Below are 19,733 nucleotides of genomic sequence, written 5' to 3'. Positions count from 1 at the left end.
GTCCAACATAACTGCGGAGTTATCCCGCCGCGATGCCCGCTGCAATTTGCTCTTCATCTTGCACCTCGCCCGGCAACTTTGTCATGCAAACGTCACAAAACTGACATAAGATGCCCGGTTATCTTTGGGGCACAAGCCCGGCAACGGAACCGACGACAGGCAAATGGCACAGACAACCCTTAACCAACATCCCCGGGATCGCCTGCGCGCGCGCGTTGATCGTGGCGTGCAGGGGGCCGTGACGGTCAGCGGGCTGCTGGTATTGATGACGCTGATGCTGATCTTTGTCTATCTCTTACTTTCGGTATTGCCGCTGTTCAAACCGGCATCGCTAGGTGCTTCACGCACGTTGCCGATGGCCCACACTGCCCCGGCGCTGGCGATCGGGATGGATGTGCAGCAGCGTATTGGCTATCGCATCGATCGCCAAGGGGAAGGGCGTTTTTATTCGTTGCAGTCATCGGACCCTAACCCGGCACCGCAAACGCTATTGGGTCAACCCACATCATTTGCGCAGGCGGTTGGGGAGCGCGATCTGTTTGTGCTGGCGCAGGCGGATGGCAGGCTGATGGTTACCCAGGCCGATTTTGCACCGATGGGGGGGGGCGAACCGCAGTGGCGTTTCCCGCTGGGGCAAGAACCCTTGGCGTTTGATCCCCATGGGCATGCGCTGGCATTGCTAAGTCTGGCGCAAGTCCGCCAGGGGAATTTCCTGCTGGCAGCGGTAACGGACGACAACCGGCTGCTGTTTGGGCGTTTCAACCCAACGCTTCAGGGCCAACCAACGGAAATCCCTTTGGCCGCGGCCCCTCAACAACTGCTGCTAACGCCGGATGGTCGCCAGCTTTATCTGTTAACCGGCAACCAACTGGCTCGCTATCAGATTGAAGGGAAACAGCCGCAGTTGCGTGAGACACGCACCCTTGGGGAACATCCTCCCTATCGCCTGACGGCGTTACCTGGGGGAAGCGCATTGCTAATCCAGTCCAGCGACGGCAGCCTGCGTGAATGGTTTGACGTGGAGAAAAACCAGCGCTATCGGTTGACACCGATCCAGCAATTTATCCATCAGACAACCTCGCAAGAACTGCTGGTGGCCGAGCCGTATCGGCGGGTCTTCGCCACCTTGCAGCCGCAGGGGGAGTTCGCCTTGTTCTCCAGCATCCAGTCCAAACCGTTGCTGAAGGACCAACTGCCTGCCAACGTGCAGCAAATGGCATTTGCCCCGCGTGGCGACGGGCTATTGCTGGAAACCGCCCAAGGCTGGCAGCATTACGCGGTGGATAATCTCTATCCAGACGTAACCTGGCGTTCGCTATGGCAGCGGCTATGGTACGAGAACTACCCTGAACCGGCCTATGTGTGGCAATCCACCTCGGGTGAAGATAGCTACCAGGCCAAATTCAGCCTGATGCCGGTGATCTTCGGCACCTTCAAAGCGGCCGCTTATTCCATGTTATTCGCCATTCCGCTGGCGCTGGCCGGGGCGATTTATACCGCCTGCTTTATGTCGGCGGGGTTACGGCGGGTAGTGAAACCGGCGGTCGAGGTGATGGGCGCGTTGCCAACGGTGGTGATTGGGCTGGTGGCCGGGATCTGGCTGGCACCGATGATCGAACGTTATCTGCTGGCCGTGCTGGCCTTGCCGTTCCTGTTGGCTGGTGCCGTGCTGTTATGCAGTTGGCTGGTCAATCGATTTACGGCGCGGCCCTGGTCGCCAGGTTGGGATTTGCTGCTGCTGTTACCGGTGGTGGTGCTGACCGTTTGGCTGGCGCTTGCCGTTGGGCCATGGCTGGAGCTGAAGCTGTTTGGTGAGCCGCTGCATTTCTGGTTGGGTGAGGACTTCGATCAGCGTAATACGCTGGTGGTGGGTGTGGCGATGGGCTTTGCACTGGTACCGATTATCTTTTCGCTGGCAGAAGATGCGCTGTTCAGCGTTCCCGCCTCGCTTAGCCGGGGTTCATTGGCCCTGGGGGCCACCCAGTGGCAAACCGTATTGCGTGTGGTGTTACCTTCCGCCAGTGCCGGTATCTTCTCGGCGTTGATGATTGGGTTTGGCCGCGCAGTGGGGGAAACCATGATCGTGCTGATGGCCACCGGCAATACGCCGCTGATCGACGGCAGCCTGTTCCAGGGCTTGCGTGCCATGGCGGCCAATATCGCGATTGAAATGCCGGAGGCCGTCACGGGCAGCAGCCATTATCGGGTGCTGTTCCTGACCGCGCTGGTGCTGTTTATCTTTACCTTTGTGTTTAACACGCTGGCGGAGGCGGTGCGTTTACGCCTGCGTAAGCGCTATACGCTGAACCAGGAGACACCATGAGAGGCTGGTTAAAAAGCGGCTCCCCGTGGATTTGGCTGACGGCGGCATCGGTGGCCATCAGCCTGCTGGCACTGATCGGCATTATGTTGCTGTTGGCCGGGCAGGGGACGCGTTATTTCTGGCCCAGCCCGGTTTATCAGTTCGAACTGAACCAGACGGCCGCAGGCCCGGTGACGGTAGTGGGCGAACTGTATCAACGGCAGACAATCTCGCGCCAGCAGCTGCAAGACGCCGGTGTCGCATTGCCTCCGGGGGACGCGCAAAGCTTTATCCGCTATCTGATCAAAGTGGGTAACCGGGAAAGCGAAGGGCAGGATTTCCGAACCTTACTGGCCAGCGATGTCAGTAACATGACCACCCCACGCGATTTATTGGTGCTGGAGCGTAACAGTAATGGCACCGCTTATGGCTACCTGGCAGGTTTGCTGGAAGATGGCCAACCGTTGACCGGTAGCGATCTGAGCCAGGCGTTGCAGCAGCGCTTGCCGCAGATCGCGGCGTTGACCCGGCAGGCGCGCGATATTCAGTTCCGCGATATGGCACGGATTAACGAACAGTTTGAAGACCTGCGCCTGCATGAAAAGAGCCTGCTGCGGGAGAACAAGCTGGATGCGCGTTGGCAAGCCTCTATCCGTGCCGAACGGCTGGAGTTGCAGCGCCAATACCACCTTCTGGCTGGCAAGTTGCAAGGGTTAGAGCGCGATCGCCAGCGTGATGCCTTGCTGCTGCGTGACATGCACGGGCAGGTGCACACCATTGCCCTGAGCCAGGTGCGTGATGCCTGGTATCCCAATGATATGAGCAGCGGGCAGAAGCTGGCACACTGGGCCAAGCAGATCCAAAAATTCCTGACCGACAGCCCGCGGGAAGCCAATACCGAAGGGGGCGTGTTCCCGGCGATCTTTGGCACGGTGCTGATGGTGATCCTGATGTCAATCGTGGTGATGCCGTTTGGCGTGATCGCTGCCGTCTATCTGCACGAGTATGCTGGCAATAATCTGCTGACACGGCTGATCCGTATCTCCGTGGTGAATCTGGCGGGGGTACCGTCGATCGTCTACGGCGTATTCGGTTTGGGGTTCTTCGTTTATATGGTAGGGGGCTCGCTTGACCGGATGTTTTACGCCGATTCCTTGCCCAATCCGACCTTCGGAACACCGGGCGTGCTGTGGGCCGCATTGACCTTGGCCTTGCTGACCTTACCGGTGGTGATTGTCGCTACCGAAGAAGGGCTGTCGCGTATTCCCGTTTCGCTGCGTCAGGGCTCGTTGGCGCTGGGGGCTACCAGGGCAGAAACGCTCTGGCGCATCGTCTTGCCGATGGCGGCGCCGGCCATGATGACCGGGCTGATCCTGGCCGTGGCGAGAGCGGCGGGGGAAACGGCACCGCTGATGCTGGTCGGCGTGGTGAAGTCCGTCCCGGTACTGCCGGTGGACGATATTTTCCCATATCTGCACCTGGAGCGTAAATTCATGCACCTGAGCTTCCAGATCTACGATATGGCGTTCCAGAGTCCCAGCGTAGAAGCGGCTCGGCCGCTGGTGTTTGCCACGGCATTCCTGTTGGTGCTGATCGTCGTTGGGCTGAACCTGACGGCAATGGCTATCCGGCATTCGTTAAGGGAGAGGTATAAAGCATGGTCGCAGTAACACGATGGGATCTTTTAGGGAGTGCCAAATGAGTCTGATAACGCCGGGTAGTTTACCCCGGTTGGATGTCCAGCATCTGGCCGATGAGGATACCGCGCTGGCGGTCAATGGCCTCAATCTGTTTTATGGTGACAAGCAGGTGCTGCACAATATTTCCCTGCGCATTCCCAAACATCGGGTGACGGCGCTGATTGGCCCGTCTGGCTGCGGCAAATCTACGCTGTTGCGCTGCTTTAACCGAATGAACGATCTGGTAGATCGCTGCCGGATCGACGGCGAGTTACAGCTTAACGGTGAAAACATTTCCGGCCCGCAGATTGACGTGGCCGCTTTACGGCGGAGGGTGGGGATGGTGTTCCAGCGACCCAACCCGTTCCCGAAATCGATCTATGAAAACGTGGTTTACGGCCTGCGTTTACAGGGCGTTCGTGACAGGCGCATTCTGGATGAAGCCGTGGAGCGATCTTTGCGAGCCGCTGCGCTGTGGCATGAGGTGAAAGATCGGCTACGGGAAAATGCGTTTCGCCTTTCCAGCGGCCAACAGCAGCGGTTGGTGATTGCCCGGGCCATCGCGGTGGAGCCAGAAGTGTTGCTGCTCGACGAACCGACCTCTGCACTGGATCCGATCTCCACCTTGACCATCGAGGAGTTGATTTCGGTGCTGAAACAGCGCTACAGCGTGGTGCTGGTCACCCATAATATGCAGCAGGCGGCGCGGGTTTCCGACTACACGGCGTTTATCCACCAGGGGACGCTGGTGGAATATAATGATACCGATGCGATTTTTACTTCGCCACGCCAACGCCGTACAGAGGATTATATTACTGGCCGCTATGGTTGACGGGCGAGCGGCTTAATTGGCTTGCTGGCTCGGCTGTGCGGCCTGCTGCTCAGGTTCTACCTTCTTCAACGCGGTCACTTTTGCCTGAGCGGGTTGGGCCTGAGGGGCCGTTTTTTGCATCAGTTGTGACTGGCCAATAAACAGGCCACCTTTCTCGATGGAGATTTCGTCGGCGAAGATATCCCCGTGCATGCTGCCTTTAGGCTGGATGCACAGTGAATTGGCGAAGCAACGGCCTTCAACCGGGCCATTAATCATGATCTGCTGGGCGCGGATCTCACCTTTGACATAGCCGCTGGTTTCAATACGCACCATATGGCTGCAAATGATATTTCCCTCAACCCGGCCTTCGACAATGATATTGCCGTCGCCTTCGATCACGCCGGTGAACAGCGCACCATTGGAGATAAAGGTGTCTTTCTTGGCGCGGATGGGCTTGATCGCGTCAAGGACATCGCTTGATGGGGTCGGTTCGGCGTGGGCAGAGGCTTGCGGTGCAGGCTGATCGATCAACTCCTGCGCTTTTTCCGCCGCAGCCGATTTATTTTTTTTATTGAATGACAACATTTTATTCATCCTTGTAATTTTGTAGATAAACGCCAGCGTTGCCAGCAGCGCCAAGATCAAGGCGGCCAGCAGCGCGCGTTTTAAGTCGATCCCGGTGAAGCTGATCCCTGTCAGCCAGAGAACGATGGACAAAGCCCATAATCCCCATACACACCATAATAAATTGTAATTACGCATGTTTTCAGGCCGTTTGAAGTCCATTCCAGGCGAAAGCGCGAGATGCCAGAGGTTCTCTGCCGGCAACCAGCATGACGGTTCCTGTAGGGCTATCCCTAGTGGCAGGGATGATACCTAATTATGCGAGTTAATTCACCACTCCGTTGGCCGAACAAGGATCATCTTAATCGGCGTAAACAAACCATTAACTGTATGGCAATCGGCAATGAATGGATTTTTTGCATGGATTAGCGCAAGCCGACACAACCTGTCAAACAACTCAACGACATTAACCTGACAACCGGCGTAAGATGGCTGGTCACTCACACCTGGAGGTTGTATGTCTTTGTCGATTTATGCCCATTGTCCATCGCAGTTTGTCCGTGGTTTGCAGATCCTGTCAGCGTTGCTGAAAAAAGGTGAACAGTTCTTGCAAGAGAAGCAGCAGGCGGAAAGCGTGCTGTTAGAAGCGCGACTGGCACCGGATATGTTCGCTCTGCTGCGGCAGGTACAGATTACCAGCGATGCTGCCAAAGGTGCCGTGGCCCGATTGGCCGGGCAGGAAGTGCCCTCTATGCCGGATAACGAAGCCAGCTTTGCCGATCTTTACCAGCGCATTGAGAAAACGATTGCCTATGTGCAGGGTTTCCAGGCGGCCGATTTTGCCGAGGCCGATGGCCGCAACATTGAGATTAAAAGCAAGACGCGTGATTTCCACTTCACCGCACAAGATTTCCTGCTGACTTTCGCCATTCCCAACTTTTATTTCCATCTGACTACCGCTTACAACATCCTGCGTAATCAGGGCGTGGAAGTGGGTAAATGGGATTATCTGGGCGCCAGGTAATTGTGGTTTTCGGGGAGAAGCCTATCTCCCCGGTTTGCGGTTATTTAACCAGAGGCTTATCGCTAGCCAGAGCCGTCTTGAACTTCGCCAGATACTGCGGCTGGAAGATACACATGCGCAGCACGGTGCGGTATGCGCCGCTAACGAAGAATTCGTCAATCAGCTCACCTTCCACTTCAAAGCCCAGCTTGCTGTAAATATGGATCGCCTTCGGGTTCTCTTTGTCGACGATCAGATACAGCTTATAGAGGTTAAGCACGGAGAAGCCATAGTCCATCGCCAGCTTGGCAGCGGTGCTGGCATAGCCTTTGCCCTGATGCGCGGGGTCGATGATGATCTGGAATTCGGCGCGGCGGTGAATATGGTCGATCTCTACCAGTTCAACCAGCCCGACCTTGGCCCCTTCATGCTCGATGATAAAGCGCCGCTCGCTCTGGTCGTGAATGTGTTTATCGTACAGGTCGGAAAGCTCAACAAAGGCTTCATAAGGCTCTTCGAACCAGTAGCGCATTACGCTGGCGTTGTTATCCATCTGGTGAACAAACGCCAGATCTTCCCGCTCCAGCGGGCGCAGCCTGACGTTGGTGGTGCTCGACATACCGTCTCCTCAATGTCATTAATCTGGCCAAAGTATAACCCCAGCCGCTGATGCAAGGCGAAAAAAAACGGCACCGCGAAGGGTACCGTTTAGATTGCAGCTAGTTGCAGGTTAGTCGGCTGCATAACCTTGTGCTGGCAAGCGTACACCATCCAACCAGGCAGCGTTGTCACGCATCGCCAATCGCCCTTCGATAAACCAGCTCACTACCAGGGGGTAAATGGTGTGTTCCTGGGTCTGCACCCGCTCAATCACCTCGTCTTCCTCGTCACCGGGGAAGATTGGCACCTTGGCTTGCAGGATCACCGGGCCACCGTCGAGCTGCTCCGTCACGAAGTGCACCGAAGTACCATGCTCGGCGTCGCCGTTGTCGATAGCCTGACGATGGGTATGCAGCCCTGGATATTTCGGCAGCAGGGAAGGGTGGATATTCAACAGGCGTCCGGCATAGTGCTGCACAAACGCGTTGCTGAGAATACGCATATAACCGGCCAACACCACCAAATCGGGCTGATACTGGTCGATGGCCTGCGCCAGCGCAGCGTCAAAGGCTTCACGATCGGCAAAGGCTTTGGCATCCAGCGCCTGAGCGGCAATGCCAGCTTCCTCGGCACGCTGCAAGCCGTAAGCCTGTGCGTTATTGCTGATTACCGCCACGAGAGTGGCGGCGATCCGGCCCTGTTGGCAGGCATCGATCAGCGCCTGGAGATTACTCCCCTGGCCGGAGACCAACACCACAATCTTTTTCATCACTGAATGACCACTTGTTGTTCGTCAGAAGAAGCGGTCAGTTTACCAATCTGCCAGGCTTTTTCACCTGCGGCAGTTAATATTGCGATGGCTTTTTCTACCGATTCTTGCGGCAGCGCGATCACCATACCAACACCACAGTTAAAGGTGCGGTACATTTCATGGCTGCTCACGTTGCCTGCCTGCTGCAACCAACCAAATACGGCAGGCCATTGCCAGCTTGATTCGTCAATCACCGCCTGCATGCCTTCTGGCAGTACGCGTGGGATGTTTTCCCAGAAGCCGCCACCGGTCAGGTGAGCAATAGCGTGCACGTCCACTTTCTCAATCAATTCCAGCACGGATTTAACGTAAATCCTGGTTGGCTCGAGCAGGTGGTCCGCCAACGGCTTGCCATCCAGGTCAGTGGTAGCAGGATCGGTCTTGCTCACTTCCAGGATCTTGCGTACCAACGAATAACCGTTGGAGTGTGGGCCTGAAGCGCCCAGAGCGATCAGTGCGTCGCCAGACTGAACTTTGCTGCCGTCGATGATTTCGGATTTCTCAACCACGCCCACACAGAAACCGGCGACGTCGTAGTCTTCACCGTGGTACATGCCAGGCATTTCGGCGGTTTCACCACCGACTAACGCACAGCCGGATTGCTTACAGCCTTCGGCGATCCCGGTGATCACGCTGGAGGCGGTATCCACATCCAGCTTGCCGGTAGCAAAGTAATCCAGGAAGAACAGCGGCTCTGCGCCCTGAACCACCAGATCGTTAACACACATCGCCACCAGATCGATACCGATGGTGTCATGGCGTTTCAAATCCATCGCCAGACGCAGCTTGGTGCCCACGCCATCGGTGCCGGAAACCAGTATCGGCTCGCGGTATTTCTGCGGCAACGCGCACAGGGCGCCAAAACCGCCCAGCCCACCCATCACTTCCGGGCGGCGGGTCTGTTTCACTACACCTTTGATGCGGTCTACCAATGCGTTGCCAGCATCGATATCGACACCTGCGTCTTTATAGCTGAGAGAGGTTTTGTCGGTCACTGCGCGATCCCCACGACGGTTTGCGGTTTGAGAACGGTGCTTCCGGCGGTGGTGCCGGAACCAGGCGCGGCAATTCTAACAGCGCAAGCAAACGTTTGCGAGAACCATGTGAGCCCGCTCGAACTTTTCGTCTTCTATACTGTTGATCAATCTTTTGTTGATCTCGATCCGGCTATTGGTAGTGGCGCGAAGCGCAAAAGGCGGTATAATCCGGCGATTTTTTTGGCCGCAACCACCTTAATAGGAGAAAAATGATGAAGATCGTTGAGGTGAAACACCCGCTGGTGAAACACAAGCTTGGCCTGATGCGTGAACACGATATCAGCACCAAACGCTTTCGTGAGCTGGCTTCTGAAGTGGGTAGTTTGCTGACCTATGAAGCGACAGCCGATCTAGTGACAGAGAAAGTCACCATCGAAGGCTGGTGTGGGCCGGTTGAAGTTGAGCAGATTAAAGGGAAAAAAATTACCGTAGTGCCAATCCTGCGTGCCGGTCTGGGCATGATGGAAGGGGTGCTGGAGCATGTCCCAAGCGCTCGTATCAGCGTGGTTGGGGTTTATCGCGACGAAGAAACCCTGGAGCCGGTACCGTACTTCCAGAAACTGGTTTCCAACATCGACGAGCGTATGGCGCTGGTAGTTGACCCAATGCTGGCTACCGGTGGTTCGATGATCGCCACCATCGACCTGTTGAAGAAGGCCGGTTGCAGCAGCATCAAGGTGCTGGTGCTGGTTGCTGCTCCTGAAGGGATCGCCGCGCTGGAGAAAGCGCATCCGGATGTTGAGCTGTATACCGCCTCGATCGACCAGTGTCTGAATGACAAAGGGTACATCGTGCCTGGCCTGGGTGATGCAGGCGACAAGATATTTGGTACCAAATAATAAATAAGCCGACCAGAGAGTCGGCTTTTTAATGCTCGTCGTCTTTCAAGCTACAGCGTTGTTGTCTGCGGGCGCTAACCCCAGTCACTTATTATAAATAAGCTCCTGGGGATTAACGCCCTTGCCGCCTAGCTGTAACTTGAAATCCATAGAGCATTCATAGTTAAACCAACACAACTGATACTAACTCAGAGGAAAAACACTCCATGACCCGTCGCGCCATCGGCGTTAGTGAACGCCCGCCGCTGCTCCAGACCATCCCGCTCAGCTTCCAGCATTTGTTTGCCATGTTTGGGGCCACCGTGCTGGTCCCCATCCTGTTCAAGATCAATCCGGCAACGGTGCTGCTGTTCAACGGCGTGGGGACATTGCTGTATCTGTTTATCTGTAAGGGCAAGATACCAGCCTATCTGGGGTCCAGTTTTGCGTTTATTTCACCGGTGTTGCTGCTGTTACCGCTGGGGTATGAGGTCGCATTGGGTGGGTTTATCATGTGCGGGGTGTTGTTCTGTCTGGTGGCGTTGATCGTCAAGAAGGCCGGTACCGGCTGGCTGGACGTGATGTTCCCGCCTGCGGCGATGGGCGCAATCGTTGCCGTCATCGGTTTGGAGCTGGCAGGTGTGGCGGCTAATATGGCCGGGCTTTTACCGGCGGAAGGCACCTCCGCGGATAGCACCACCATCACCATTTCGCTGGTCACGCTGGGGGTAACCGTCTTGGGTTCGGTGCTGTTCCGTGGTTTCCTGGCGATTATCCCGATCCTGATTGGCGTATTGGTGGGTTATGCGCTGTCGTTCTTTATGGGCGTAGTCGATCTGACGCCAATCCGTGATGCGCACTGGTTTGCCTTGCCGACATTCTACACGCCACGCTTTGAGTGGTTTGCCATCTTCACTATTCTGCCTGCGGCATTGGTGGTGATTGCCGAGCACGTTGGCCATCTGGTGGTCACGGCGAACATCGTTAAAAAAGACCTGCTGCGCGATCCGGGCCTGCACCGCTCAATGTTTGCCAACGGGATCTCGACCGTGATTTCCGGCTTCTTCGGCTCCACGCCTAACACGACCTATGGTGAAAACATCGGCGTTATGGCCATCACCAAGGTTTACAGTACCTGGGTGATCGGCGGGGCGGCTATTCTGGCCATTCTGCTTTCCTGCGTCGGCAAGCTGGCGGCGGCGATCCAGGTGGTACCGGTGCCGGTGATGGGTGGCGTTTCCCTGCTGCTGTACGGTGTGATTGGCGCTTCGGGTATTCGCGTATTGATCGAATCCAAGGTGGATTATAACAAGGCACAAAACCTGATCCTGACCTCGGTGATCCTGATTATCGGCGTTAGCGGTGCGAAAGTGCATATCGGCGCGGCGGAATTGAAAGGGATGGCGCTGGCGACCATCGTCGGGATCGGCCTGAGCCTGCTGTTCAAACTGATTAGCCTGTACCGCAAAGAGGAAGAAGTGATCGACGTGCCGGAAGAGCGCCTTGATCATAAGTAAAATATAGGGAACGCCAGCACTCTCTACGCGGAGTCGCTGGCGCTGTAAAACAGGGCTGTAACTCGCTATCAGAGTCGATTACAATAGAACAGCGGGGTATCGGTAAGAGAGAAGAAATACCCATTGCCCGCCTTAAGTATGGTGAAACTTGATAGGTTGCCGACTTTATACAATATCTCAGGAACCAGCTTTTTTTCCATCTCCTCAGAAATGCTGTCTCTAGGGTCTTTATTAATATAAAGCGTTTTAAAGAAATACAATTTATCATTGCTGACTTGATAGTTCACAAGGATATCGCGCCTGAGATAATAGGTTTTTTTTTCATAGTAAATAATTGACGTAAATGAAATTCGACCCTTTCCCTCCCCTGCATTATTGATTTTTTCTAAATGGATGGCTATGTACCGGTTGACCGTTTTTCCAGGCGCAGGAAAGTGCCACTTATAATAAGTTTCCGCTTCGCAGGATAGACCGCTATTGCTATCTTTTAACATGACTATACACAGGGTTATTAAGGCTGTTATACAAATCAAGATAGGCAGTAGAGATATTTCTTTATTGTTCATAACCGCTCCAATGAAATGATTTGCACTTGTTTTTTGTATTCCAAATAATTCTGTTATCGCATAGAATAATGGACTCCATTCTGCTTTTTTTATTCCCGGAGTAATAGAGAAACTGTTTCTTTGGACTATCGCACTTCATCCCTAGATTGATGACTTTTGATTTTACATCTGATAATTTAAGGCTGTCAGGATATCGATAAATTACACAGTTCTGATATTGGCCTAAATAAGAATACTTCCCGCTGTATGGGCTATGAAATCGGTAGAGGTAGAGAAGCAGCGCAGTTAAACTGAGGATGAAAGATATATAATAAATTACCTTGTTAAAGGTAAGCGTTGGATTGCCGTTTTTAGCTGGAAAATTCGCTGTTAAGTGTATTGTTGAGCAATTGGGTAGGGGAGTCACATCGCGATTACATTCATGATGTTCTGGGATGTTATCCAGCAGGTCAATAGTAAATATTTCTGGGATATTTATCCCTAAACGAGGGATGGTTCTGATCATGGCCTTATCTGCCCCGAGTTCGCTTAAGCATTTCCTTAATATGTAAATGTGTTGATAAAGTGTATTTGAACCAACAATAATACCTTTTACGCCCCAAATATACTCAGAGAGGTTATCTTGCGAGACCACTTTGTGCTTAGCTTCAATAAGGATCTGTAAGCATTGCGCACCAGCCTTAGAGAGCTTTATCTTTCTTGCCGGGTCATCAATCTTGGAGATTTCTCTACTGTGACCATCATAAATAATTTTATTATCTATTAAGTAGTTATTAGACATTACAATCTCCAAATAAATAAAAACACAATAAATGAAAGTTCCTAATCGATGTTATTGTTTTTTATTTGTAGATGGGTTGATTGATGTCAATTTGCAACATAAAAATGCCGCCATACTGGCGGCATTAAAGGTGGTGATTATCAGTCGTATTTAGTTGGTGGATATGGGTAGCTTGCTAATAATAATTTATTGTAAATACAACTTTGCTGTCAGCTTTTCCCTGAGTTACCTTGTTTTCTGTCTTGATATATCTAGCAACCAAAGGAATAGTAAGGCTGGTGTTGGCATTATTGCTCACGCTGAGCCGTTGCTCATTGCTGAGGTTGAACAGGGTGTTGGTAGTCTTATTTCCTGAAGCAAGCTGTATGCCTACACCGTTGGCAGTATTGATCGATGGCTCTAGTTTTATAATGCCATTTGCCGCGTTGATGTTGCCATATAACGCAGAAAGTTTCAGCCCAATAGCATTACCGGTATATTTGAGTCCCGAAATTGCACCGGTTAAATGCACCGTATTAAAGGCATTATCGATATAACCGTAGAACCTTGGGCAGTTGGTCATCTTGATTGAGGCATCACGCCATTCGCTGGAGCCTTTTGCCATCATGTCAAAGATATCCCATGAGCCGAGATCGACAGAATAATCCGGTACGCTACAGGTTTGAGAGATGATCCTTAAGCTGCCACTAAAATTCACGGTGTAAGGCTTCCATGAAAAAAGTACGCTACTGCCGTTGGCAACGGTGTAATCGTTACGGATGGTAGCGGTGGGTAAGGAGCTGCCATTCAACGTGCCTGGTGTGATATTACCGGTTTTTATCAGTAGCATCGTGATGGTGGTCCAAACCTGTATATCTCCAATGCTGGCTCGGGTTTCACTATACCATTGAAAGGCGGAGGCATTCAGGCCCGTGTTGCCTCTGGCAATCACCACGCCAACGCCCGGGATATTGGTATTGTAAATTTTCCCGGAATAAGTTCCGCCTTGCCAGCTGGAAAGCGACTGTGGCATTTTAGTGAGGTAAATATATTGTCTGTCCGTATGCGGGCCGGTGCCATCACAAAGGCCATGGGGCGCTTTGGCATAATCCTTGGTTGAAGTAATATTCTGTCGATAAATGATGGTGCCGAGTGGGAGTTCGTTGCCCACGGTGATATTACCGCCCTGTAATGGGAACGCATCGGTTCTGACTGGCACATTTATCTTACAGGTTAGTGCCAAACCCGCTGAGCTGTAGGCAACTAGCACGACAAATAAGGCGTGTAAGCTTCGCTTAATCAAAGTGGTCCGAATGCTTTCAAGCCACCCGTTGGTAAATCTGTTCATTATTACTCCTCCCGGCAGATTGAATCAAAGCGGATAATGTTTTTAATGGTCGAGCCTTTCGGTTTAGGCGGTAAAATATAATTCAACTGGCAGTATTGGCCCTGCTGTTCGCCCCATTTGACAGTGAGTTGGTCCCGTTGCTTCTCTACCCGAGCATAGATTTGCCCCATCTGCCCAACACTGCCGATATTGTTTTTCAAGCTGTCGAACACTTCGGCCCCGAACGGCACTGCCTCGCCATTAGCTCGTTGAGCCATGATCAATAACGGTGTTCCTTGTTGGGTTTTGAACGTCACTTTGCTTACTGCACCAGCGTGGGGGGCAACTTTGTCACTGGTGTTTTCTAGCTCGACCTCATATGGCATGCCTTTCGGATCTATGGTGATTTCATTCATCTCGTACGGGTTCAGATAAGGCACGGCAGCGTGTCCCCATGGATCGATGCGCACTCCGGAATAGCCGCCCACTTTGGCACCGGTCGCCCCTTTGGCTTCAACCACGGCGAAGGTATCGCCGGTATAAGGTGTCATGACGACACCTTGCGGCCAGGCGATCATCGTGCCACTCAGCCCAGCAGACGCATTCTGGTAATTTTTACCCGCACCGTAAGTGGCTGTCATATGGGTGTAAGCCGAGCGGTAGCCAGCGTTGAGCGCCATGCTGCTCCCACCGCCCTGGTTATAATGCATCGCGCTGGCACCATAGTTATATTGGTAGTCTTCCCCTGCGCTGCCAGAAATGCCGACCTGCTGGCCACTTTGCCCCGTGGTGCTGTGATTCAGGCTGGCGGTCAGCGATGGCAGATTGGCATTTTCTTTACGTCCTAATGGCATGCTGAGGTTCAGCAGCCAGTTGGTTTCCATCTCGCCATGCATACCGCGTACGCGCCCGGCACTCAGGCTATAACTGATATCGCGATACTCATTGCTGTAGCCCAACTGATATTGAAGGTCGGTATTACCCTGATTCCAGTAATCCTGGGTATAGCCGGTGACATACATTTGCCCCCACCCGGCGGGTAACCCCTGATTCATGGTGATATTAAAGCGGTTACGAGGTCGCCAGATATTGTCGGCCGACTGGCCGTGCTGCTCGGCATCGATCGCCCGCATGGCAGTCATATAGTCGTAATAGCCGGAGGTTGAATAGCGATAGGCCGCGATGGTCAGGTTGCTGTTGGTGGCTGGCAGGAACTTGCTGTAGCTCAGCTGGAAGCTCTGCCCACTGTTCATCCGCTCTTTGGTGCTTTCCAGGTGTACTCGTGCCTGGCTGACGTCGGCGGAGAAGGCACCGATTGTGGTGCTCAATGCTGCCCCTAATTGCAACGCATAATAATCATTACTTGCTTGCAGGCCGCCATAACCGGTCAAGGTATTAGTCAGCCCGCGCTGGTAAGTGGCCTGTACCAGCGTAGGGTTTGAAGACAGTGAGATATCATTGAGTTTACCTGCCACCACGTCATAGTGGTGAGTTCCAGGGCGAAGCAGCTGGGCGACCGACGCATAAGGAACCTGGAAGTTCTGCACGCTGCCGTCTGCTTCCTTCACCGTAACGTCCAGATTGCCGCCAAAGCCGGTCGGGTACAGGTCGTCGATCACGAAGGCACCTGGCGATACTGTGGTTTCATAAATCACCAGACTGTTCTGCCGCACGGTGACCCGAGCATTGGTCCGCGCGATCCCGCGAATGTTGGGGGCATATCCACGCAGGGAAGGGGCCAGCATGCGGTCATCGTTGACCAGTTCGATCCCGCGGAATGGCAAGGTATCAAACACCTGCCCTTTAGTACTGGTTTCCCCTAGGCGCACACGGCCCAGGATGGCCGGGATATCCCGTTCCACATAGTTATTGATCGACTGATATTGCCCGCCGATTTTCTCCTGCCAGTTGTAGTTGCCGTCGTGGCGGAAGTACCAGGCACCGATGTTGATGCCAGCATTAATCCCGGCATAAACGGAATTGCTGCTTTCCCCGCGTGAGTGCGTGGTATAGACGCTGGTGTTATATCCTAACAACAATGCGGGAATGCCTTTATCCCACAGTTCCGGGCTGACGTAGCCGCGCGCACTGTTTTGCATCATTGCCTGAGGGATGCTGATATCCAGGCGTTGCAACCCGGAGTCGAATGCAACCTGCGCCTGTGGGATCAGCTGTGTGAGCGGATAGCAACGTTGTTCGCTGCGAAGTGCTTCGGCAAAAGGGGCTGGCAATTGGCCGTAGTTAAAATTGATTTTTTTCAGGATGGCCGGCGACAGGCAAGGCAAGACCTGTTTATCCGCCTGTTCGACAAACAACACCTTTTCGTGCGTCGCCAATTCGCCATTAACAAAGATATCGGCCGGGTAGATGCCCGGTGAAGCGGCCGCGCCGTGTTCAAAGCGGGATAAATCAACCGCGTCTGCCTCAGACGAGCTTAGAAATATCGGGTCGAAACGCACACCTGTTCCCGTAGGAGCATCATTGCGCAATATCGCTGGCGTATCTTCTGTGGCCTGGGCCGCAGGCATCACGGCCAACATTACCATGGTAGCCAACAGAGAGTAATGGAAAGGATGACGCATATAAATAAACAACCCTGTTTATATTTATCCCAGAGAAAACGACGGATTAAAGAACAGCCTTCACTGTTTTAACCGCCCCCCAGTCGTTGACGTATTCGTAAGAGATTGCGGTTCCCGCAGGTAAAGTGCGTGCGTCTTTCAGTGTGAAATGCTGAACTCCGCCAGGAGGCACCATTTCGCCCTCTGCAGAGAGCGTATTGCTTCCTTGATGCACCACCACCGAGACCAATGAAACGTAATAGGGTGAGGCATTGGCTGCCTGAAGTTTCCCGTTGCTAAAGGACCAGACCAACTTATTGGCGGCTTCGGCCGCTTTGGTGCTGTCGGCAATAGCCGCTGGGCGGTAGAAGATCTTTATACGGGTACGAAAGGCGACCTGTAGGCGATTGGGAGAAATATTGTCTTTCACCGGCGGAATTTCCAATACGTTCAACCAATACACGGATTCTTTATTTTCAGGTAGCGTAGGAGATGCGGTATAACTCAGTCGCAGCGTCTGGCTTTTATTGGGATCGATGCGGTTAATGGGCGGCGTCAGAATAAAGGGCACGCGGATCTTTTCTGGCTTGGCGTCAGAGTCGCCGGTATCAATCCAGCTTTGTACCAACATAGGAGCCTGACCGACATTAGATAATTTAACGGTCACTTCCTTGTCATTCCCTGGATAAACCACACGGGTCCCGTTGACCACAATACTGGCTGAACCAGGCAGCGGGGAAATCAATAAGAAGCACAAGACGGCCCAGAGTGTTAACGGGAATGATTTGGTGAACATAAATACGCTATCCTTGAACAATGAACAGGGAGGTTGCCCTCCCTGATAAATCAAATAATTATTTGTATTGCAGGTTATATACTACGCTGCTGGTTACGGTACCTGGCGTGGTTTGACCCTTGGCGTAATATTGAACGGCGTACGGCAACAGCGCGGTGCCGTTAGCCTGATCGATATCGATATAAGTCATATCGTTGACCTGGTTGGTGCTACCGATATCGATAACTTTATAGTTGCCGGAAACATCCAGTAACTGCAGATCAACCTGGGTGGCGCTACCGCCCACGTTTTTCAGACGCCCAGTGCTCAGGTCTACCGTATTACCCGGTTGGAAGAATGCAGAAACCTTAGAGTGGCCACCCGCAGTACCGATCACACATTTGGAGATGTTCATCTTGAAAGATGCACGACCAGTGGTGTCACCTGCGCTGGTCAGTTCGGTTACGCTTACGGTAGGCAGAATGATGGTGGCATCAGCGCCTTGACCTTCGATGTCTACGTCACAGGTGCTGTCAGTCAGCAGGCCATTAAAAGTAATGGTGCCGGTTGAAGCAGCCTGTACAGAAGTAGCCAAACCCAGTGCAGCCAGCAGAGAAAGACTAACAATTGTTTTTTTCATCTTTAAAACGTCCTTTATAGATCGAGTATTGTTACCATCATGGTAATACTTGGTGTGTAAGTAGATTGCAGCGAAAGTCATCAGCTGATTTATTCGTTGCGTCTGCTTTTTTAAACGTAAAACTACGTTCAAATCTGCCGCTCGTTAATGCAGTGGCATTAACGAGCGATAAAACTTAAAAACGATCGGCACCCTATTTTTAGTGCAGTCCGAGGATTTTTACTTTCATCATTAACTCTTGATTACTGGACACGCCTAGCCGTTTCATCGAATTGCGCTTATGGGTGCTGATCGTTTTAACGCTTTTATGAGTTAACTGCGCAACCCGGTGTGGGCTATAGCCCATCGATAAATGTCGTACTGTCTCAATTTCCATAGTGGATAAATGGAGTTGCGGGTTTCTGTGTATATCAAAGCGGCCCGTTAACAATAGTATCGCTATTTTCTTTGGTAGTTCTTTTTTAAATCTGGCGATCGATATGTCCAGGCCAAACAGGCAAACGGTCCAGTCGATAGGGGTACCTTGTAACAAACGCTGACAGCGCTCTGAGCAAAAAACGATGCTAGGTACCCTGGGGGTCGGGCGGTTAACAAAAGGCAGCACATCGGTCAGGCACTTCTGGCTTATTATCCATATGTCGATTTGAGGTATCACCTGCTTTTGCTCGAAAGGTATGCGTAATTGAATATCGGCCAAGATGCTCTCTATGCCATGTTTAAAAAATGAATCAACCCCATAAATATTAATTGTTGGCATATACTTCATTTCTTCCTCAAAGATGCAACTCTAGCAGTGAACACAATACGAACCAGGATTAACATTAATTCGGTTTAATGCTTTTTACTGCAAGGGGACAATCGGGTTGTTGGCAGAATCTACTTTTTCAGGTCATGTTTTAATAGTAAAGAGGCTTTATATCGACACTTGAAATACTGATGCCTTTGCTTCTTGACGTGATGATTATGTCTTCGGGGATACCTAATAATGCCAGTTTTAACTTGAGCTCTTTAAGTTCTTGCCACAGGAATTGGTTGGAAGATGAATAGTTCATTTTACCAATCACTTCGATCAGCAATTCCTGGCGGCTGACGAACTTGTTGCTGGCGTGTTTGAGTAAATAGGTCAGTATTGCCATCGTCACTTCTTTTAAAGAGACAATTGCACAGGAGAAGTTGGCACTAGGTTTATCCGCACTGAGGCGAACAATCCTGTTATGCTGAACATCGATTTGCAGGTCTGGTTCAACCCAGAAACCAAATAGTTTTTTCCTATCCATATCCTAAAACTCCTGTTATTAGGCAAGGTGTCCTATCCGTTGGTAAGACAATTCTAGGGTTATAGGCATATAAAACAATACGCCTGATACCCCGATCTTATTGTTGCTAAAACGTAACTAAATAGAGCTTTTAACTAGAAAAGTACAAAATTTCATAATAAAAATCCATATAACGATGATTGGCTAAGTTCTGCACCAGGGTTGATCAGGATTTCTTGATCAGCATAAACAGTTTAAAAATTACATTTTATAGCGTAACTGACTGCTGAAATGCTTTAAATTTAATTAATTCAATTAGATATGCTCCGGTATGCAACTGAGTTAATTCTTATCTCTAGCCAGTGATTTTGGCAGATTTATGCCCGTTTTGATCCTTGGTTTACCAGAGGGTACTTTGCTACATCATGAGCTGGCTCCCCGTTTGCCGGACCCATACTAAGAAAATTCCAGCGGGATAAAACTCAAAGTTTATCTTTTGATCTCAATTAGATGAGGTAGCTATAAACGGCATGCGGTCGCTGTAAGGATTGTGTTGTTTTTTCGTTTAATTACTTGTTTTTGAATGCGCTATTGAGCTGAGATCAATAGCACTGCGTTAACAAGAAAAATCTTAATGAGAGATTAATGTTCACATTTAGATGCAGTGCGATAAATTTCTGACCAAATGCAATCAGTGAGCCTG

Annotated in this window: 19 protein-coding genes; 7 read left to right on the top strand and 12 right to left on the bottom strand. The window is 51.8% G+C overall.

What is annotated here, in order from left to right; all coding sequences use genetic code 11:
- Positions 1–163: 163 nt before the first annotated feature.
- From ACRDCA_RS27170 to pstB, 3 genes are read left to right on the top strand one after another with little or no spacing between them, the layout of a single operon-like run.
- Complete coding sequence (locus tag ACRDCA_RS27170; RefSeq protein ID WP_438692281.1) at positions 164–2,323, top strand: ABC transporter permease subunit; 2,160 nt, start codon at positions 164–166, stop codon at positions 2,321–2,323.
- The gene (gene pstA, locus ACRDCA_RS27165; RefSeq protein WP_438692280.1) at positions 2,320–3,972 is read left to right on the top strand and encodes a phosphate ABC transporter permease PstA; all 1,653 of its coding nucleotides are present in this window, start codon (positions 2,320–2,322) and stop codon (positions 3,970–3,972) included. Before ACRDCA_RS27170 ends, pstA begins: the two co-directional genes overlap by 4 nt.
- Positions 3,973–4,000: 28 nt before the next feature.
- Complete coding sequence (gene pstB / locus ACRDCA_RS27160; RefSeq protein ID WP_438692279.1) at positions 4,001–4,813, top strand: phosphate ABC transporter ATP-binding protein PstB; 813 nt, start codon at positions 4,001–4,003, stop codon at positions 4,811–4,813.
- A 12-nt stretch (positions 4,814–4,825) separates the two neighbouring features.
- Here pstB and ACRDCA_RS27155 read toward each other — a convergent pair whose 3' ends face one another.
- Positions 4,826–5,512 (bottom strand): bactofilin family protein, encoded by a 687-nt coding sequence (locus tag ACRDCA_RS27155; protein WP_438692278.1) that lies wholly within the window; start codon positions 5,510–5,512, stop codon positions 4,826–4,828.
- A 364-nt stretch (positions 5,513–5,876) separates the two neighbouring features.
- Between ACRDCA_RS27155 and ACRDCA_RS27150 the strand changes: the two genes are divergently transcribed.
- Entirely contained in the window at positions 5,877–6,383 is a 507-nt protein-coding gene (locus tag ACRDCA_RS27150) for a DUF1993 domain-containing protein (protein ID WP_438692277.1), read from the top strand.
- A gap of 40 nt (positions 6,384–6,423) precedes the next feature.
- Here ACRDCA_RS27150 and speG read toward each other — a convergent pair whose 3' ends face one another.
- From speG to purM, 3 genes are all read right to left on the bottom strand, one after another.
- Complete coding sequence (gene speG / locus ACRDCA_RS27145; protein ID WP_438692276.1) at positions 6,424–6,981, bottom strand: spermidine N1-acetyltransferase; 558 nt, start codon at positions 6,979–6,981, stop codon at positions 6,424–6,426.
- A 111-nt stretch (positions 6,982–7,092) separates the two neighbouring features.
- The gene (gene purN, locus ACRDCA_RS27140; RefSeq protein WP_438692515.1) at positions 7,093–7,731 is read right to left on the bottom strand and encodes a phosphoribosylglycinamide formyltransferase; all 639 of its coding nucleotides are present in this window, start codon (positions 7,729–7,731) and stop codon (positions 7,093–7,095) included.
- Positions 7,731–8,768 (bottom strand): phosphoribosylformylglycinamidine cyclo-ligase, encoded by a 1,038-nt coding sequence (purM, locus tag ACRDCA_RS27135; RefSeq protein ID WP_438692275.1) that lies wholly within the window; start codon positions 8,766–8,768, stop codon positions 7,731–7,733. The genes purN and purM overlap by 1 nt, the downstream gene beginning before the upstream one ends.
- A gap of 27 nt (positions 8,769–8,795) precedes the next feature.
- On the opposite strand from purM, the gene ACRDCA_RS27130 reads away from it, so the two are divergent.
- From ACRDCA_RS27130 to uraA, 3 genes are all read left to right on the top strand, one after another.
- The gene (locus ACRDCA_RS27130) at positions 8,796–9,023 is read left to right on the top strand and encodes a hypothetical protein (protein WP_438692274.1); all 228 of its coding nucleotides are present in this window, start codon (positions 8,796–8,798) and stop codon (positions 9,021–9,023) included.
- On the top strand, positions 9,023–9,649 hold the full coding sequence (upp, locus tag ACRDCA_RS27125; RefSeq protein WP_024484908.1) for a uracil phosphoribosyltransferase: 627 nt from the start codon (positions 9,023–9,025) through the stop codon (positions 9,647–9,649). The genes ACRDCA_RS27130 and upp overlap by 1 nt, the downstream gene beginning before the upstream one ends.
- Before the next feature lie 206 nt (positions 9,650–9,855).
- Positions 9,856–11,145 (top strand): uracil permease, encoded by a 1,290-nt coding sequence (gene uraA, locus ACRDCA_RS27120; protein WP_438692273.1) that lies wholly within the window; start codon positions 9,856–9,858, stop codon positions 11,143–11,145.
- A gap of 68 nt (positions 11,146–11,213) precedes the next feature.
- Here the strand turns inward: uraA and ACRDCA_RS27115 are convergent, their stop codons facing one another.
- The 8 genes from ACRDCA_RS27115 to ACRDCA_RS27080 form a co-directional block, all read right to left on the bottom strand.
- Positions 11,214–11,711: a hypothetical protein gene (locus ACRDCA_RS27115; RefSeq protein ID WP_438692272.1), complete on the bottom strand. Its 498-nt coding sequence runs from the start codon at positions 11,709–11,711 to the stop codon at positions 11,214–11,216.
- Positions 11,701–12,492 carry a winged helix-turn-helix domain-containing protein gene (locus ACRDCA_RS27110; RefSeq protein WP_438692271.1) on the bottom strand — a complete coding sequence of 264 codons (792 nt, stop codon included), beginning with the start codon at positions 12,490–12,492 and terminating at the stop codon, positions 11,701–11,703. The genes ACRDCA_RS27115 and ACRDCA_RS27110 overlap by 11 nt, the downstream gene beginning before the upstream one ends.
- A 175-nt stretch (positions 12,493–12,667) precedes the next feature.
- Positions 12,668–13,819 carry a fimbrial protein gene (locus tag ACRDCA_RS27105; RefSeq protein ID WP_438692270.1) on the bottom strand — a complete coding sequence of 384 codons (1,152 nt, stop codon included), beginning with the start codon at positions 13,817–13,819 and terminating at the stop codon, positions 12,668–12,670.
- 2 nt (positions 13,820–13,821) lie between these two features.
- Entirely contained in the window at positions 13,822–16,380 is a 2,559-nt protein-coding gene (locus ACRDCA_RS27100) for a fimbria/pilus outer membrane usher protein (RefSeq protein ID WP_438692269.1), read from the bottom strand.
- A 46-nt stretch (positions 16,381–16,426) separates the two neighbouring features.
- A complete protein-coding gene (locus ACRDCA_RS27095) occupies positions 16,427–17,155 on the bottom strand; it encodes a fimbrial biogenesis chaperone (protein ID WP_438692268.1) in 729 nt (242 codons plus the stop codon).
- 58 nt (positions 17,156–17,213) lie between these two features.
- A complete protein-coding gene (locus tag ACRDCA_RS27090; RefSeq protein ID WP_438692267.1) occupies positions 17,214–17,774 on the bottom strand; it encodes a fimbrial protein in 561 nt (186 codons plus the stop codon).
- 199 nt (positions 17,775–17,973) lie between these two features.
- On the bottom strand, positions 17,974–18,531 hold the full coding sequence (locus ACRDCA_RS27085; protein ID WP_438692266.1) for a helix-turn-helix transcriptional regulator: 558 nt from the start codon (positions 18,529–18,531) through the stop codon (positions 17,974–17,976).
- 139 nt (positions 18,532–18,670) lie between these two features.
- Complete coding sequence (locus tag ACRDCA_RS27080; RefSeq protein ID WP_438692265.1) at positions 18,671–19,051, bottom strand: hypothetical protein; 381 nt, start codon at positions 19,049–19,051, stop codon at positions 18,671–18,673.
- Positions 19,052–19,733: the final 682 nt, after the last annotated feature.

This window comes from Serratia sp. (in: enterobacteria), from assembly GCF_051654945.1.
GTDB lineage: Bacteria > Pseudomonadota > Gammaproteobacteria > Enterobacterales > Enterobacteriaceae > Chania.
The sequence above is the reverse complement of the archived record's forward strand: the minus strand, read 5'-3'. Positions and strand labels throughout refer to the sequence as shown.

Coding starts and splice junctions, on each gene's coding strand:
- ACRDCA_RS27170 (WP_438692281.1), top strand. CDS start 164: ATGGCACAGACAACCCTTAACCAACATCCCCGGGATCGCCTGCGCGCG.
- pstA (WP_438692280.1), top strand. CDS start 2,320: ATGAGAGGCTGGTTAAAAAGCGGCTCCCCGTGGATTTGGCTGACGGCG.
- pstB (WP_438692279.1), top strand. CDS start 4,001: ATGAGTCTGATAACGCCGGGTAGTTTACCCCGGTTGGATGTCCAGCAT.
- ACRDCA_RS27150 (WP_438692277.1), top strand. CDS start 5,877: ATGTCTTTGTCGATTTATGCCCATTGTCCATCGCAGTTTGTCCGTGGT.
- speG (WP_438692276.1), bottom strand. CDS start 6,981: ATGTCGAGCACCACCAACGTCAGGCTGCGCCCGCTGGAGCGGGAAGAT.
- purN (WP_438692515.1), bottom strand. CDS start 7,731: ATGAAAAAGATTGTGGTGTTGGTCTCCGGCCAGGGGAGTAATCTCCAG.
- upp (WP_024484908.1), top strand. CDS start 9,023: ATGAAGATCGTTGAGGTGAAACACCCGCTGGTGAAACACAAGCTTGGC.
- uraA (WP_438692273.1), top strand. CDS start 9,856: ATGACCCGTCGCGCCATCGGCGTTAGTGAACGCCCGCCGCTGCTCCAG.
- ACRDCA_RS27115 (WP_438692272.1), bottom strand. CDS start 11,711: ATGAACAATAAAGAAATATCTCTACTGCCTATCTTGATTTGTATAACA.
- ACRDCA_RS27110 (WP_438692271.1), bottom strand. CDS start 12,492: ATGTCTAATAACTACTTAATAGATAATAAAATTATTTATGATGGTCAC.
- ACRDCA_RS27105 (WP_438692270.1), bottom strand. CDS start 13,819: ATGAACAGATTTACCAACGGGTGGCTTGAAAGCATTCGGACCACTTTG.
- ACRDCA_RS27100 (WP_438692269.1), bottom strand. CDS start 16,380: ATGCGTCATCCTTTCCATTACTCTCTGTTGGCTACCATGGTAATGTTG.
- ACRDCA_RS27095 (WP_438692268.1), bottom strand. CDS start 17,155: ATGTTCACCAAATCATTCCCGTTAACACTCTGGGCCGTCTTGTGCTTC.
- ACRDCA_RS27090 (WP_438692267.1), bottom strand. CDS start 17,774: ATGAAAAAAACAATTGTTAGTCTTTCTCTGCTGGCTGCACTGGGTTTG.
- ACRDCA_RS27085 (WP_438692266.1), bottom strand. CDS start 18,531: ATGCCAACAATTAATATTTATGGGGTTGATTCATTTTTTAAACATGGC.
- ACRDCA_RS27080 (WP_438692265.1), bottom strand. CDS start 19,051: ATGGATAGGAAAAAACTATTTGGTTTCTGGGTTGAACCAGACCTGCAA.